Here is a 14,269-nt window from a genome sequence, read left to right on the forward strand (position 1 = left end):
ACGCGGCGTCCGCCGCGCTGTGGTACGGTTCCAGGCGTCGCCAGCCTTCGCGCAAGCCTCCCGCTCGTTCACAGGAGTGCTTTGCGATGACCTCTCCCGCTTCGCTCGACCACGGCGTCTTCCGCTTCCGGGAGACATCGCCATGACCGACTTCGTCACCGATGCGGCGCAGCTGCAGGACTGCGTGGGCCACCTGCCCGGTCCGCGCGACCTGAAGGTGATCGACCACCTGGACGCGCATGCGCTGCGCTGGCTGGCCGCCAGCCCCTTGCTGTTCGCCGGCGTCGCCGGCCAGCGCCTGGCATTGAGTGCGGGCAGCGGTGCACCCGGCTTCGCGCGCGGCGATACGCCGCATTTGCTGTCGATCCCGCTGCAGGCACTGGACACGGCCCACGCGCACGTCGGCGCCGGCTTCGGTTCGCTGTTCCTGGTGCCCGGATTAGGCGAAACCCTGCGGGTCAATGGCCGCATCGCCGGCGACGACGGCACGCGCGTGTTCGTTGCCGTCGAGGAATGCTATCTGCACTGCGCCAAGGCCCTGCTGCGTGCCGACTGGTGGCACGCGGAGGCGCAGACCGACACCACGCCACCGGAGACGCCGGAAGGATTGCTCGCCAGTTGCCGACTGCTGATCCTGGCCACCGCCGATGCCGAGGGCCGCGTCGATGTCAGTCCGCGCGGCGATCGCGCCGGGGCCTTGCTGCAAGCCCACCGCGACGCCTGGTGGTTCGCCGACCGGCCGGGCAATCGCCGCGTCGACAGCCTGGGCAACCTGCTGGCGCGGCCGCAGCTCGCGCTGCTGGCACTGCGCCCCGGCAGCGCGCGCTGCGTGTGCATCGAGGGGCTCGCCCGCCCCAGCACCGACGAGGCGATCCGCAACGCGCTCGCCGTCGATGGACGCGTTCCGCATCTGGCGGTGCGGGTGCTGCCGGCGCTCATGGAGGAGACGCACAGCCGCGCGCTCGGTCGTTTCGACCGTTGGCCGCCCGCCGCCATCGCACACGACCTGGACCCGCCGGCGATCTTCCGCGACCACGTCCGGCTCAGCGGCGCGCGCGGCGCCCAGGCCACGCTGATGCGCGCGGCGGTCTCGGTGCCCGGCGTGGTGCGCAAAGGGCTGCAGGCCGACTACAAGAAGAACATGTACTGAGCGCATCCAACGCCGCCGATCACCGGGCGGCGTCGGTCACGCCGGGCGCGCTGAGGTGATGCACGGCATAGCGGTGTGCGGCGGCGTCTTCCGGCGGCAGATCGCGCCACAGATGAAAACGCAGCCGCGTCCATCCCTGCGGTTCGTAGCCGCACACCGTGGCCAGCACGCGTTCGTCAGGCACGTCCATGTCATCGGTGTCGTTTCCGCAGGCAGGCGATGGCGCCGGAAGCGCGCGGGTGGCGTAGCGCGCCGAGCGCAGCGCCGCGGACGTCCACGCCGTGCCGACCATCCACGCCTGCACGGTCGGGCGTCCGAAGGCCTCGCACAGCGCGGCGAACGCGGGGCCGGCGAGGAACACGTGCATCGCCGCCGCATCGCGCCACAGATAGAACGGCGCATACAGGTTCTGCCGGCCGGGCAGCAGCGGATCGCTGCGATCGGCGACCAGGTAGGCCTTGAACTGCAGCCCCGGCAGCGTGTCGAGCAACGGGCGTTTGTCGGCGATGCGGCGGCGGATGATCGCCATGTCGTAGTCCGCCGGCAACGCGATGCTGTATTGCATGGCGATCATGCCGGCACTCCGCGGGCCGTGATGCCGGCGCGGCCGCCGCCGAACGACCAGTCCTGCGCCGCGGTGGTGACGATGGTGACCATCACGTCCTCCGGGGCGATCCCAGGCGCGATCGCCAGCAATTCGACCAGGCGCCGGTAGAACGCCTGCTTGCAGGCGTCGCTGCGTTCGCGGCCGGCGGTGATGGCGATGAGCACGAAGCCATCCGAGCGCGGCCCGCCCAAGTAGTGACGGTCGAACACCAATTCGTCCGGGTCGTGCTGGTGGATGACCTGGAAGCAGTCGCCAGCCGGCACGTCGAAGGCCTCGTGCATGGCCTGGTAGAGGCTGGCCGACAGCGCGCGCAGGTAGGCAGGCGGATGACCGCGCAGTAGCGAGATGCGGGCGTACGGCATCAGCGCATCTCCGTCATGGCCGGCCGCGCCGCGGCAGCGGTGCGCAGCAACGGCAGCGCGGACGCCGCACACGGCCAGCCGGCGTAGAACGCCAGGTGGGTGATGGCCTCGGCCAGGGTGTCGCGGTCCAGACCGTTGTCCAGTGCGCGCGCCAGGTGCAGCGGCAACTGCTCCAGTCGCGACAGGGCTACCAGTGCCGCCACCGTGACCAGGCTGCGCTCGCGCGGCGACAGCCCAGGGCGCTGCCACACCTCGGCGAACAGCACCTCGTCGGTGAGGCGGGCGAAGGCCGGCGCGATGTCGCCGAACGCGGCCTGCGGGGAAGGAAACGGCGTGGATGGGTCGGACATCGGAAGGTCTCGCAGGGGGAACGGGCACAGCCTAGTCGCGCACAACCTTTCGAAAAATCGGAAAATATCGAAACGACCGTCCGGAAAATCAGGATCGAACGATGCGCCCCATCACCTTCGACCTCGACGCGCTGCGCAGCTTCGTCGCCGGCGTGGAGTTGGGCAGCTTCGCCAAGGCGGCCGAGCGCCGCGGGCGCTCCACCTCGGCGATCAGCGCACAGTTGAAGAAGCTGGAGGAGCAGGCCGGGCAGCCGGTGCTGCGCCGCCAGGGCCGCGGCCTGGCCCTGACCGAGGCCGGCGAAGCCTTGCTGGGCTACGCGCGGCGGCTGCTCGAGCTCAACGATGAGGCGGTCGTGGCCCTGCAGGACACGGCGCTGCAGGGCTGGGTGCGGCTGGGGCTGCAGGAGGACTTCGGCGAGCACATGCTGCCGGACGTGCTCGGGCGTTTCGCCCGCGCCCACCCGCAGGTGCGGATCGAAGCGCGCATCGCCCGCCACCAGGAACTGCTGGCGCGGGTGGAGGCCGGGCAACTGGATCTGGCCCTGGCCTGGGACTCCGGCGCGGCCTCGGCGCATCGGCAGGCGCAAGCGGCGTGGCCGCTGCGCTGGATCGCCGCAGGCGACCGCAGCGCGCCGGACGTGGCCGATTGGAGCGGCGCGGCGCCATTGCCATTGGTGATGCTGGAAGCCCCCTGCCTGCTGCGCAAGGCCGCGACCACCGCCCTGGACCGCGCCGGCATCCCATGGCGCATCGCCTTCACCAGCGCCAGCCTCGGCGGCGTATGGGCGGCGGTCCGCGCCGGATTGGGCATCACCCTGCGCACCCCGGCCGGGGTGCCGGCCGGACTGGCCCTGCTCCCGCCCGGCGCCGGCGGCCTGCCCGCGTTGCCGGCGCTAGGGCTGAGCCTGCATCGCGCGGTCGCCGTGCCGCCGCCGGCGGTGGCGCGGCTGGCGGAGATCCTGCAACAGCGCCTGCAGGCGGCGCATGCAGCGATGGTCGGGGATGGCTGAGACGTCCCGCGCGCTTACCTGCCGCCCTTGCAGGGCATCCTCCTGGCGATCAGGACGCCGGCGAGCATGTGGCGCCGCCGCTGGCCACGGTCTTGAAGGATTGCCATCGCTCTTCACCGGGACGTGCCGCGCGGATCGGAAACCGTGCGCTCAACCATGCGCGGTCGCGACAGCCGGAGCGCCGCGCCGCTCGCGCAGGCGCAGGAAAGGGTGCTCCACCGCGTAGTGCAGGACAGCCGCGAACAGCAGCGCCATGCCGGCATAGCCGGCGAAGGCGAGCGGTCCACGCCCGTCCAGCAGCGCGCCGAACCACGCCTGGGTCAGATGGAACGCCGCCTTGTGGCTCAGGTACAGGCTGTAGGACACCGCGGCCAGCCAGGCCGCGCCCGGCACCCGGCAGCGCCCCAGCCATCCCTGGGTGGAGGCGCCGGCGCCGACCAGCAGCGCCAGTCCCAACGACAGCACCGGCCAGCCGATGGCATTGCCGAGCAGGCCGGTGCGGTCGCGGAACAGCCACATCGCCAGCGCACAGACCACGATGCCGGCAAGCGCCACGACGCTGGCGTGACGCTGCAGCCGCTGCCAGTGCTGCGGCCGGAAGGTCTTCAGCACCGCCAGCGCCACCCCCGCCAGCAGGCCGTCCAGGCGGTTCCAGGTGGGGTAGTAGAGATCCTCGATGAACCAGTTGCGCTGCAGCCCGGCACCGATGCGATCCAGCGCGCTGTCGTGCAGCCAGATCGCACTGCGCAGGGCGATGCCGGCCAGCACCACGGCCACGCACAGCGCCACGAAACGCGGCGCCGATGGCCGCCGCAGCAGCCACGCCGCCAGCAGCGGAAACACCAGGTAGAAGTGCTCTTCCACGCACAGCGACCACGCATGCGAGAACGCCTGCTGGTTGGCGTAGTCGATGCCCAGGTTGAGGGTGAAACTGGCGAACAGCCACCACGGCGCGATCCCGGGCGCTTCGCGGAACCCGGGCCATGCCAGGTACAACGCCAGCACCACCGCGTACGCCGGCAGGATGCGGTAGGCGCGGCGCCGGTAGAACTCGCCGTAGCGCAGCGGCTCGCCGCGGGCCAGCGGCGCCAGCACCTGACCGCCGATCAAAAAGCCGCTGAGCACGAAGAACAGATCCACGCCCATCCAGCCATAGCGCGACAGCCACTCCCAATCCGGGCCCAGCCCACCGACCACGAAGGAGTGGAACAACATCACCCAGACGATGGCGATGGCGCGCAGCAGGTCGAGGCCGGGATAGCGCATCGTGGGACGGTGGCGGTGGGGAGCGCGCAGCTTACTGGTTGCATCGCCGGTTGCGGCAGCAGCCGTCTATCGACGCCCAAGCGATCGCGCCTGGAAGATGCAAGCCGCGGCGCCAGGCGGCCAACCCCAAGATTGCGTGCACGGGCGTACCCTCACCCCAACCCCTCTCCCGGGGGGAGAGGGGCTTGCGTGGGTCGCGCGCTGTCAGCCCAGCGGTTCGTCCGACAGGTAGGTGTAGCCGGTCAGGCCGGCCTCGAGCGCGTCGGCCAGTTCCGTGGCCTGCGCGGCCGGCAACTGCGCGGCGGCGACGCGTTCGGCGTAGGCGGCGCGCAGGTCGTCCAGGCGGTAGCCGACGTAGTCCAGCATCACGTCGGTGGTGTCGCCGCGGCGCTGCTGGGCGATGCGGTAGCCGTCGCCATCCACCGCCACTTCCACCGCGTCGGTGTCGCCGAACAGGTTGTGGATGTCGCCGAGGATCTCCTGGTAGGCGCCGACCAGGAAGAAGCCGATACGGTAGCTCTCGCCCGGGCGCAGCGCGTGCAACGGCAGCGAGCTGTCCAGGCTTTCGTTCTCGACGTAGGTCTTGACCATGCCGTCGGAATCGCAGGTCATGTCGCAGACCACGCCGCGCCGCGCCGGCGCCTCGTTCAGGCGCTCGATCGGCACGATCGGGAACACCTGGTCGATCGCCCACACGTCGGGAATCGATTCGAACACGCTGAAGTTGACGAAGTACTTGTCGACCAGGCGCTCGTTGAGCTCGTCCAGCACCGGACGATGGCTCTTTTCCTCATGGCTCAGCCGCGCGCGCACGCCGTGGGCGATGGCATAGAACAGGTCGTCGATGCGCGCGCGATGGGTCAGGTCGATCTGGCCAAGGGCGTAGCCGCTGAGGCCTTCGGCGTGGAAATGCTGCGCCTCCTGGAACAGTTCCACCGCCGGGCGCTGGTCCAGTTCGGCATGGATCTCGCGCAGGTGGCGGATCGCCGCCGGTTCGTCGTCGTGCGCGTCGGGCACGCGGCCTTCCGGCGCCTGCTCCACCTCGGACACGTTGGCGATCAGCACCGCGTGGTGCGCGGTCATCGCACGCCCGCACTCGGTGACGATGCGCGGCGGCGCCAGGCCGTGCTCCTCGCAGGCGCTGGCCAGCGGCTGCACGATGTTGCTGGCGTAGGAGTGCAGGCCGTAGTTGATCGAGCAATAGCTGCGCGAGCGGGTGCCTTCGTAGTCGATGCCCAGGCCGCCGCCGACGTCGACGTGGCTGATCTTCGCGCCCAGCTTGGACAGCTCGACGAAATAGCGGGTGGCCTCGCGCATGCCGTTGGCGATGTCGCGCACGTTGGAGATCTGCGACCCCATGTGGAAGTGCAGCAGGTTCAGCGCGTCGGCGTATTCGGTGTCGCGCAGGGTCTTCCACAGGTCCAGCACCTGCCGCGGCGACAGCCCGAACTTGGCCTTGTCGCCACCGCTGTTCTGCCACTTGCCCGCGCCCAGCGAGGCCAGGCGCATGCGCACGCCCAGGCCCGGCTTCACGTCCAGCGCGCGCGCCTCCTCCAGCACCAGCTTCAGCTCCGACGGCTTCTCGATGACGATGAAGGTCTGCAGCCCGAGCTTGCGCCCGATCAGCGCCAGACGGATGTACTCGCGGTCCTTGTAGCCGTTGCAGACGATCAGCCCGCCCGGCCGCGACAGCGCCAGCACCGCCATCAGTTCCGGCTTGCTGCCCGCCTCCAGGCCGAAGCCCTCGCCCTGGTGGCTGGCCAGGGTGCCGGCCACGCCGCGGTGCTGGTTGACCTTGATCGGGTACACGGCGGTGTAGCCGCCGCTGTAGTCCCAGTCGGCCTGGGCCTGGGCGAAGGCGGCCTGCAGCTTGCCCAGGCGCTCGCCGAGGATGTCCGGGAAGCGCACCAGCATCGGCAGCTTGGCCCCGGCCGCGCGCGCGGCGTCCACCACCTCCGGCAGCGCGATCGCCACGCCGTCGGCGCCCTGCGGCCGCACCACCACCCGGCCGGCCGCGTCCACGTCGAAGTACCCGTCCGCCCAGTGCGGGATCGAGTAGGTCTTGCGGGCTTGGTCGAGGGACCAATCGCTCATCGTGGCGGCTCGGCTGAGGGAAAAAGGGCGTGGATTGTAACCCCTGCTACGCGTGGGGTCCGTTACAATCCGCGCCGTTCCGACGCCCTCGGCTCCTGGTGGAGCCGGGCCGGGTTCGCGGGCGCGTGGTGCGGGCTGGATGCGCGAGGCTGTGTCCGCCCCTCATCCGGAGAGGATGCGGTAACAGAATCGTGTGGTTCGGCTGCGCGAGGCTGCGCCCGACCCTCATCCGGCGCTTCGCGCCACCTTCTCCCGGGGGGAGAAGGAAACGCTGCATTCTTTTTGCTTTCCTAGGACATTCCATGAGCGCCAACGACAACTGGTACATCGAACACTTCCAGCCCACCGGCTCGGCCATCGGCTACCGCATCACCGGCAAGCTGGACGAGGTGCAGTCGCCGTTCCAGAAGATCGAGATCTACGACACCACCGACTGGGGCAAGCTGATGGTGATCGACGGCGCGGTGATGCTGACCACGCGCGACAACTTCTTCTACCACGAGATGATCAGCCATCCGGCGCTGTTCACCCACGCCGCGCCCAAGCGCGTGGTGATCATCGGCGGCGGCGACTGCGGCACCCTGCGCGAAGTGCTCAAGCACCCGGGCGTGGAAAGCGCCACCCAGTGCGACATCGACGAGCAGGTCACGCGCATGGCCGAGAAGTACTTCCCGGAACTGTGCGACTCCAACAACGATCCGCGTGCCGAGTTGCTGTTCGACGACGGCGTGGCCTACATGGCCAACTGCCCGGCCGGCAGCGTAGACATCGTCATCGTCGACTCCACCGACCCGGTCGGCCCGGCCGAAGGCCTGTTCAACAAGGCCTTCTACGAGAGTTGCTTCAAGGCGCTGAAGGACGACGGCATCCTGGTGCAGCAGTCCGAGTCGCCGCTGGCGCTGCTGGACCTGATCAAGGAAATGCGCACGGAAATGGGCAAGGCCGGCTTCGCCAGCTTCCACACCGTGCCGTTCCCGCAGCCGTGCTACCCGACCGGCTGGTGGAGTGTGACCATGGCGCGCAAGCAGGGCGGCTTCGACTTCCGCCAGGACGACGCCGCGGCCAAGCCGTTCGCCACCCGCTACTACAGCGCGCACCTGCACACCGGCACCCAGGTGCTGCCGCCGTTCGTGGCCGAGGCGCTGGGCGGCTAAGCCCCCGGTCCTCTTCGGCATCGGCGCGCGCCTGACGTGCGCCGATGCCGCGGATCGCCGGCGCTGTCGGGGCCCTCGGTAAGGCCGGCCCCCAACGCGTGCGCATCCGAATCGACAGGCGCGCTGCATCGCGCATGGCATCGCCTCGCCGGTTGCCGCGATCGCGCGCTGTAGGCGCCAAACGATGCCGCACGCCATGGCCGGCGCGTGCGACGATGCGCCGGCCTCCATCGCACACACCGCGAGCCTGCCATGCGCTCCCAGACGACGTCGCCGTGGACCCTGTGCGCGCTGGCCGCGATCGGCTTCGTCGTCGCCTGCGTCGCCCACGAAGCGGTAGGCCATGGCCTGGCCTGCCTGGGCAGCGGCGGCACCGTCCGCTGGCTCACGTCGGTGTACTTCCGCTGCCAGCCTGGGCGCCCCTTCGTCGATGCCGCCGGCCCGCTGGCGAATCTATGCGTGGCCGCAGCCTGCATCCTGGCGGCACGCCGCCGTCGCGCGGACACGCCGCGCCTGGCGCTCGCGCTGATCGCCGCCTTCAACGGAATGTGGGGCGCCGGCTACCTGCTGTTCTCCGCGGTCACCAATGACGGAGACCTCGCCTTCGTCCTGCGCGATCTCGCCCTGCAGCCAGCCTGGGCCTGGCGACTGGGGATGGGACTGGCCGGCGCCTGGCTGTATCTGCAGGTGCTGCGCGCCATCGCCCCATGGCTGCCGAAAGGCAGGCCAATGCTGGCGGCCTACGCCACTGCCGGCACGGTGGCCTGCGCGAGCGTGCTGTTCCATGCCGGGCCGGTGCTGCCGGCACTGCGCGAGGCGGCGCAGGAAGGCCTGTTGGCACCGATCGGCCTGGTGGTCATCGCGCTGTCGCGCCGGTCGCGCGCGCCACTGCCGCTACCGTCCAGCCGCTCCACGGTCGTCGTGGCGGTGCTGGTGGTGGCGACGTTCTGGCTCACCCTCGGCCGCGGCTACGGCGGCGTCTGAGTCGGCGGCTGACTCGCAGCGTGCCTGACCTATCCAACTGGCCCGCCACGCCTGTAGGGGCGGTTTCAGCCGCGACAGGTTCTATCGGGAACGCCCATCGCGGCTGAAACCGCTCCTACACGACACCATCCATGCCACGGCGATGCAGGCGCGGTGACTGCGTTACAGCGCGTCCGCGTCCAGTTCGCCGGTGCGGATCCGCACCACCGTGCCCAGGTCGTAGACGAACACCTTGCCGTCGCCGATCTTGCCGGTGGCGGCGGCCTTGACGATGGCCTCGACCACGCGCTCGACCTGGTCCTCGCTGACCGCCACTTCCAGTTTCACCTTGGGCAGGAAATCGACCACGTACTCGGCGCCGCGATACAGCTCGGTGTGGCCCTTCTGCCGGCCGAAGCCCTTGACCTCGGTGACGGTGATGCCGGCCACGCCCTGCGCGGCGAGCGCCTCGCGCACGTCGTCGAGCTTGAACGGCTTGATCACGGCCATGATCATCTTCATGCGGCGTTCTCCAATCACAATGGCGTCAGGATAGCGCGGTTGCGCGATTCCCGGCCGTCGGGTTCAATGGCCGCGCGCCCCCAACGCCGGAATTTTCCGACAGCGCGCCGCGTCCGATCCCGATGGTCCCGACCTTTCCGGTGCCGCAATCTGACGCCACCTGCCGGAGCACAGCCATGATCGACCTCAACCATCTCGACGACCTCGCCCGCCGCCTCAGCGATCTGGTGCCGCCGGGCCTGCGCCAATCCCGCGACGAACTGCAGAGCACCTTCAAGAGCGCGCTGCAGGCCGGGCTGGGCAAGCTCGACCTGGTCACCCGCGAGGAATTCGAAGTGCAGCGCGCGGTGCTGCTGCGCACGCGCGAGAAGCTCGAAGCGCTGGAGCGCAGCGTCGCCGCGCTGGAAGCGGCACGCAGCGGGCAGTCGCCCAGCCCCACCGCCTGATCCACCCGCCACCATGAGCCTGGCGCTGGTGCACAGCCGTGCCCGCGCGGGGGTGCTTGCGCCTCCGGTTCGGGTCGAAGTCCATCTGTCCGGCGGCCTGCCGACCACGCAGATCGTCGGCCTGCCCGAGGCGGCGGTACGCGAATCGCGCGACCGCGTCCGCGCCGCCCTGCTCTGCGCGCAGTACGAGTTCCCGGCACGGCGGATCACGGTCAACCTGGCCCCGGCCGACCTGCCCAAGGAGGGCGGCCGCTTCGACCTGCCGATCGCGCTGGGCATCCTCGCCGCCGCCGGCCAGCTTGACCCGCAGGTGCTCGGCCAGTACGAATTCCTCGGCGAACTGGCCTTGACCGGCGAACTGCGTCCGGTCGACGGCGTCCTGCCGGCCGCACTGGCCGCCGCCCAGGCTGGGCGCACCCTGATCGTCCCGGCCGACAACGGCGCCGAGGCCGCGTTGGCGCAACACGTGCAGGCCTACACCGCACGCACCCTGCTGGAAGTCTGCGGCCTGCTCAACGGCAGCAAGACCCTGCCCGCGGCCACCGCGCCGCCCACGGTCGCCGCGCCCTTTCCCGACCTGAGCGACGTGCGCGGCCAGGCGCAGGCGCGGCGCGCCCTGGAGATCGCCGCGGCCGGGCATCACCACCTGTTGCTGATCGGCAGCCCCGGCTGCGGCAAGACCCTGCTGGCCTCGCGCCTGCCCGGGATCCTGCCCGCGGCCAGCGAAGCCGAGGCACTGGAGAGCGCGGCCATCGCTTCGGTCAGCGGCCGCGGCGTGGATCCGGCACGCTGGCGGCAACGCCCCTACCGCGCACCGCACCACACCGCCAGCGCGGTGTCGCTGGTCGGCGGCGGCACTCATCCGCGCCCGGGCGAGATCTCGCTGGCGCACCACGGCGTGCTGTTCCTGGACGAACTGCCGGAGTGGAACCGGCATGCGCTGGAAGTGCTGCGCGAGCCGCTGGAATCGGGCCAGGTGACCGTGTCGCGCGCGGCGCGCAGCGCCGAGTTTCCCGCGCGCTTCCAACTGGTGGCGGCGATGAATCCCTGCCCCTGCGGCTGGGCCGGCGACCCCAGCGGTCGCTGCCGCTGCAGCGAGGACGCGGTGCGGCGATACCGCGCGCGCATCTCCGGCCCGCTGCTGGACCGCATCGACCTGCACGTGGAAGTGCCGCGGCTGCCGCCACAGGCGCTGCGCGCCGATGCCCCGCCCGGCGAAGCCAGCGCCACGGTGCGCGCCCGCGTCGAACAGGCGCGGCAACGGCAACAGCGCCGCGCCGGCCGGCCCAACGGCCAGCTCGGCCACAGCGAGACCCTGCGCGACTGCCGGCTGCAGCCGCACGATGAAGCGTTGCTGGAACACGCGATCGAGCGCCTGCGGCTGTCGGCGCGCTCGCTGCACCGTATCCTGCGCGTGGCGCGCACCATCGCCGACCTGGACGCCAGCGACGCCATCGCCACCGCGCACCTGACCGAGGCCATCGCCTACCGGCAACTGGATCGCGGCGAACCGGCCCCGGTGGCGCGTAGCGCCTAGGACCGCCGCCACCGCTGGTCTGTGGATCGAACGGATGCGGGCCATGTTGGAGCGCCGCCCGCACCACCTCCGACGCACTCACTCCTCTGCGAGCTTGAGCCGCAGGACGGTGGCCTGTCGTGTGGGTGCGGCTTCGGGGAACCGCCAATAACGACGGGAAGTAGTTTGCAGGAGCGGCTTCAGCCGCGACGGGGCCTTCCCGGCGAAGCCTGTCGCGGCTGACGCCGCTTCTACAAACGACCCGACCAATCCGCAGCCGGCGAACCCTCCCGCAGGAACGCGGCGGGCACCGCGCTCCTGCGGGATGGCGCGCGTGCCCCCTGGCGCGACGCTGCGCCTATCCCGCCCAACCGCGAGGCGGCGGCGGCCTCCTCGGGCCAATCGGCGCGGCCGTCGCCGCGCCGTGCACCACCGCTGCCCACGTCACACACACCGTTGTTCCAGGCGACTATCTCCGCCTGGAACAAGGTTGCTGCGATACGCCGCCTCGTTCAGGGCAGCGACGTGTACGGCTGTCGCCACGGATTGACTTCGACGTAGCTGCGGCCGGTCACGGCAGCGCCGTTGAGCGTGCCGACCACTTGCGAAGCGCCTTCCCAATACGTGCGGTGCCCGGTCCAGAGCATCTCCTGGTCGTCGACCAGCGGCGTGATGAGCAGGTTGCCTTCCGGCAGGATCACGTTCCACTTGGACTCGTAGGTGTAACCGGAGTTCGGACTCGTCCAGGTCGCCAGCCGTTGCAGATCCATCTGGTCGCCGGAGACGGGGGTCGCCACGCCCTTGGACACGCGCGTGCCGTACTTGTTGGTAATGGCGCCAGTGTTGGGGTCCTGAAGGTAATACAGCATGTACTGGGTGTCGTTATCCATCTGGATGGCGAACCAGTTCCAGCCGCCGCCGAAGAAGGAGCCGTTCTCGTCGGAGGCCATGCCTTTCACGAACCACTGCCGGTCCTGCCACGAGGTACCGATGATCTTGATCGGCACGCCGTTGTCGTAGACCGTGCCTTCGGTGTCCAGCGCCGTGGAAGAGTAGTACGCCGAGGTCTTGGCGATGGGACGGTAGTCCACCACGCCGTTGCCGTTATGCAGCACGAACGGCATGTCGCTGCTGGTCTTGAGGTCGATGGCGAAGCGCCCATCGCTCAGTGCGCCCTTGATCGCGTAATTCTGCTGCGACCCGCTGATCGACCAGCCGTTGTTGGCGAAGTTGAAAGAGCCCTTCTGATCGGGAATCTGATCGGTGACGACGCGCTCCTCCACCTTGTGCAGCTTGTTGTTCACGTCGGTGACCGCGAAGTGCCAGGAATAGGTGGCAGGCCCGGACCCGATCGGCCACAACTGGAACACGGTGACCTCGTAGCCGAATTCGCGCTTGGCGCCGCTGGGGTCCACGCCATACAGATGGCCGACGAAATACCACCATTCCAACTGACTGTGGTGCGGACCCTCGTCGCGCGGCAATTGCACCGGCGTGGGTTCTTCGAACACCTGCGCAGCCACGGGTGCGGACGAGAAGCCGCACGCGATGACCATGGCAGCAGCGAGCCAGCCGCGGAAGCGGCTAAACGTTTTTGTTGACAGACGCATTGTGATCCCCTGCAAGATGATGATGGATGTCGTACTGATTGGATGCGACTGGGCACTTCACGGCAGGACGCGCATCCCCCAATCCACGCCCCACGGGTTCATTTCGGCGAATGCCCTGCCGGTGATCGATTTCCCCGCCACCGTGCCGACCACCTTGGCAGGACCCTCGAAATAGAACTTCTGCGTGGCCGGCGCATACAGCTCGGCGTTCTGCAGCGTCGGCGTGATCGTGATCGCGCCGTCCGGCAAGGTGACCTTCCATTGCGCCGGATAGGTGTAGCCGGTGTTGGGGCTCGTCCAGCTGCCGATCCGTTCGAGCTTGAGCGCACTGGGATCGAGCGGGGTGTAGTGACCTTCGGCGGTCTTGACGGCGAGCGCCTGATCGACCGTACCGTCGCCCTTCATGAAGAAACTGATGTTGTATTGGCTGTTGTCGTCCAACGACACGCCGAACCAGGTCCACCCGCTGTTGGCGTCGCCCGGGATGCCGTTGGCCCATTCGTGGTCGTACCAGGAAGTGCCGGTGACCTTGACCGGCACGCCGTGATCCCAGACGGTGCCGCTGGTTGCATTGACGTTGAAGGAATAATACGGCGAGATGAATCCGCCATAGGTTTCCACGCCATTGGTTCCGTTCAAGGTCGGTTTCTGCAGCGCCTGGGTACTGAGGTCGATGGCATAATCCAGATCGACAGGCGCGGCCTTGGCATAATAACTGCCCATCGAACCGCCCATCTGGAAGCCGGCGACGTCCAGATCGAAACGATCCGTCGACGTGGTGAACGGCCCGGTCACCACCTGCTTCTTGAAACGGAAATCGCCGCGATCCAGATCCGAGATCGCGAAATGCGCGTCGTAGATCGGTGCGGTATTGGCGACACCAACGATCTGAAATACCACCATTTCATACGCGTATGAGTGTTTTCCCCCAGATGGATCGGTGCCGTCCAGAAAACCGGTCATGTACCACCATTCGGCCGGCTGGCGATGCGACGCTTCGTCGTGTGGGAGCGAGATGCTTGTTTCGATGGGTGGAAATGTCCCGATCGCCTGCGCGGACGCGGCGGGCGCAAGCAGCGTCGCGGGAAACGCGAGAGCGGCGATCGCGAAGGCATGCACGAGTTCGTGCATCCGAATCATTTTCATGACGGAATCCCCTGAGTAGCATTAAGTGAGTACCGACTGCAGCTGTCGGGCTTGCGTGGAACGCGATGACGTT

Annotated in this window: 14 protein-coding genes; 6 read left to right on the forward strand and 8 right to left on the reverse strand. The window is 69.2% G+C overall.

Features of this window, described 5'->3' with window-relative positions:
• The first annotated feature begins 142 nt into the window (after positions 1–142).
• Entirely contained in the window at positions 143–1,150 is a 1,008-nt protein-coding gene (locus CEK68_RS05585; protein ID WP_152238796.1) for a pyridoxamine 5'-phosphate oxidase family protein, read from the forward strand.
• A gap of 19 nt (positions 1,151–1,169) precedes the next feature.
• Here CEK68_RS05585 and CEK68_RS05590 read toward each other — a convergent pair whose 3' ends face one another.
• Genes CEK68_RS05590 through CEK68_RS05600 form a run of 3 tightly spaced genes read right to left on the reverse strand, consistent with a single transcriptional unit; the run spans position 1,170 to position 2,469 of the window.
• Entirely contained in the window at positions 1,170–1,724 is a 555-nt protein-coding gene (locus tag CEK68_RS05590) for a DUF4865 family protein (protein ID WP_152238797.1), read from the reverse strand.
• On the reverse strand, positions 1,721–2,119 hold the full coding sequence (locus tag CEK68_RS05595) for a tautomerase family protein (RefSeq protein WP_152238798.1): 399 nt from the start codon (positions 2,117–2,119) through the stop codon (positions 1,721–1,723). Before CEK68_RS05595 ends, CEK68_RS05590 begins: the two co-directional genes overlap by 4 nt.
• The gene (locus tag CEK68_RS05600) at positions 2,119–2,469 is read right to left on the reverse strand and encodes a carboxymuconolactone decarboxylase family protein (protein ID WP_152238799.1); all 351 of its coding nucleotides are present in this window, start codon (positions 2,467–2,469) and stop codon (positions 2,119–2,121) included. The genes CEK68_RS05595 and CEK68_RS05600 overlap by 1 nt, the downstream gene beginning before the upstream one ends.
• Before the next feature lie 101 nt (positions 2,470–2,570).
• Between CEK68_RS05600 and CEK68_RS05605 the strand changes: the two genes are divergently transcribed.
• The gene (locus CEK68_RS05605; protein WP_152238800.1) at positions 2,571–3,479 is read left to right on the forward strand and encodes a LysR substrate-binding domain-containing protein; all 909 of its coding nucleotides are present in this window, start codon (positions 2,571–2,573) and stop codon (positions 3,477–3,479) included.
• Positions 3,480–3,629: 150 nt separating this feature from the next.
• On the opposite strand, the gene CEK68_RS05610 is transcribed toward CEK68_RS05605, so the two are convergent.
• Together CEK68_RS05610 and speA are read right to left on the reverse strand one after the other, a co-directional pair.
• Positions 3,630–4,745: an acyltransferase gene (locus CEK68_RS05610; protein WP_152238801.1), complete on the reverse strand. Its 1,116-nt coding sequence runs from the start codon at positions 4,743–4,745 to the stop codon at positions 3,630–3,632.
• 204 nt (positions 4,746–4,949) lie between these two features.
• Positions 4,950–6,839 carry an arginine decarboxylase gene (gene speA / locus CEK68_RS05615; RefSeq protein ID WP_017908018.1) on the reverse strand — a complete coding sequence of 630 codons (1,890 nt, stop codon included), beginning with the start codon at positions 6,837–6,839 and terminating at the stop codon, positions 4,950–4,952.
• 302 nt (positions 6,840–7,141) lie between these two features.
• Here speA and speE point away from each other — a divergent pair, with 302 nt between their 5' ends.
• Together speE and CEK68_RS05625 are read left to right on the forward strand one after the other, a co-directional pair.
• On the forward strand, positions 7,142–7,993 hold the full coding sequence (gene speE, locus CEK68_RS05620; RefSeq protein ID WP_017908019.1) for a polyamine aminopropyltransferase: 852 nt from the start codon (positions 7,142–7,144) through the stop codon (positions 7,991–7,993).
• Between the two features lie 252 nt (positions 7,994–8,245).
• Complete coding sequence (locus CEK68_RS05625) at positions 8,246–8,977, forward strand: hypothetical protein (protein ID WP_152238802.1); 732 nt, start codon at positions 8,246–8,248, stop codon at positions 8,975–8,977.
• Positions 8,978–9,139: 162 nt separating this feature from the next.
• On the opposite strand, the gene CEK68_RS05630 is transcribed toward CEK68_RS05625, so the two are convergent.
• The gene (locus CEK68_RS05630; protein ID WP_010341856.1) at positions 9,140–9,478 is read right to left on the reverse strand and encodes a P-II family nitrogen regulator; all 339 of its coding nucleotides are present in this window, start codon (positions 9,476–9,478) and stop codon (positions 9,140–9,142) included.
• Between the two features lie 176 nt (positions 9,479–9,654).
• Between CEK68_RS05630 and CEK68_RS05635 the strand changes: the two genes are divergently transcribed.
• Positions 9,655–9,924, forward strand: a complete 270-nt coding sequence (locus tag CEK68_RS05635; RefSeq protein ID WP_017908021.1) for an accessory factor UbiK family protein — start codon at positions 9,655–9,657, stop codon at positions 9,922–9,924.
• A gap of 13 nt (positions 9,925–9,937) precedes the next feature.
• On the forward strand, positions 9,938–11,461 hold the full coding sequence (locus CEK68_RS05640; protein WP_152238803.1) for a YifB family Mg chelatase-like AAA ATPase: 1,524 nt from the start codon (positions 9,938–9,940) through the stop codon (positions 11,459–11,461).
• A gap of 491 nt (positions 11,462–11,952) precedes the next feature.
• Here CEK68_RS05640 and CEK68_RS05645 read toward each other — a convergent pair whose 3' ends face one another.
• Both CEK68_RS05645 and CEK68_RS05650 read right to left on the reverse strand, forming a co-directional pair.
• Positions 11,953–12,996: a lipocalin-like domain-containing protein gene (locus CEK68_RS05645; protein ID WP_152237305.1), complete on the reverse strand. Its 1,044-nt coding sequence runs from the start codon at positions 12,994–12,996 to the stop codon at positions 11,953–11,955.
• A gap of 111 nt (positions 12,997–13,107) precedes the next feature.
• Positions 13,108–14,196, reverse strand: a complete 1,089-nt coding sequence (locus tag CEK68_RS05650; protein WP_226977771.1) for a carotenoid 1,2-hydratase — start codon at positions 14,194–14,196, stop codon at positions 13,108–13,110.
• Positions 14,197–14,269 lie beyond the last annotated feature (73 nt).

Source organism: Xanthomonas sp. LMG 12461 (assembly GCF_009192935.1).
GTDB lineage: Bacteria > Pseudomonadota > Gammaproteobacteria > Xanthomonadales > Xanthomonadaceae > Xanthomonas_A > Xanthomonas_A sontii.

Coding starts and splice junctions, on each gene's coding strand:
- CEK68_RS05585 (WP_152238796.1), top strand. CDS start 143: ATGACCGACTTCGTCACCGATGCGGCGCAGCTGCAGGACTGCGTGGGC.
- CEK68_RS05590 (WP_152238797.1), bottom strand. CDS start 1,724: ATGATCGCCATGCAATACAGCATCGCGTTGCCGGCGGACTACGACATG.
- CEK68_RS05595 (WP_152238798.1), bottom strand. CDS start 2,119: ATGCCGTACGCCCGCATCTCGCTACTGCGCGGTCATCCGCCTGCCTAC.
- CEK68_RS05600 (WP_152238799.1), bottom strand. CDS start 2,469: ATGTCCGACCCATCCACGCCGTTTCCTTCCCCGCAGGCCGCGTTCGGC.
- CEK68_RS05605 (WP_152238800.1), top strand. CDS start 2,571: ATGCGCCCCATCACCTTCGACCTCGACGCGCTGCGCAGCTTCGTCGCC.
- CEK68_RS05610 (WP_152238801.1), bottom strand. CDS start 4,745: ATGCGCTATCCCGGCCTCGACCTGCTGCGCGCCATCGCCATCGTCTGG.
- speA (WP_017908018.1), bottom strand. CDS start 6,839: ATGAGCGATTGGTCCCTCGACCAAGCCCGCAAGACCTACTCGATCCCG.
- speE (WP_017908019.1), top strand. CDS start 7,142: ATGAGCGCCAACGACAACTGGTACATCGAACACTTCCAGCCCACCGGC.
- CEK68_RS05625 (WP_152238802.1), top strand. CDS start 8,246: ATGCGCTCCCAGACGACGTCGCCGTGGACCCTGTGCGCGCTGGCCGCG.
- CEK68_RS05630 (WP_010341856.1), bottom strand. CDS start 9,478: ATGAAGATGATCATGGCCGTGATCAAGCCGTTCAAGCTCGACGACGTG.
- CEK68_RS05635 (WP_017908021.1), top strand. CDS start 9,655: ATGATCGACCTCAACCATCTCGACGACCTCGCCCGCCGCCTCAGCGAT.
- CEK68_RS05640 (WP_152238803.1), top strand. CDS start 9,938: ATGAGCCTGGCGCTGGTGCACAGCCGTGCCCGCGCGGGGGTGCTTGCG.
- CEK68_RS05645 (WP_152237305.1), bottom strand. CDS start 12,996: ATGGTCATCGCGTGCGGCTTCTCGTCCGCACCCGTGGCTGCGCAGGTG.
- CEK68_RS05650 (WP_226977771.1), bottom strand. CDS start 14,196: ATGAAAATGATTCGGATGCACGAACTCGTGCATGCCTTCGCGATCGCC.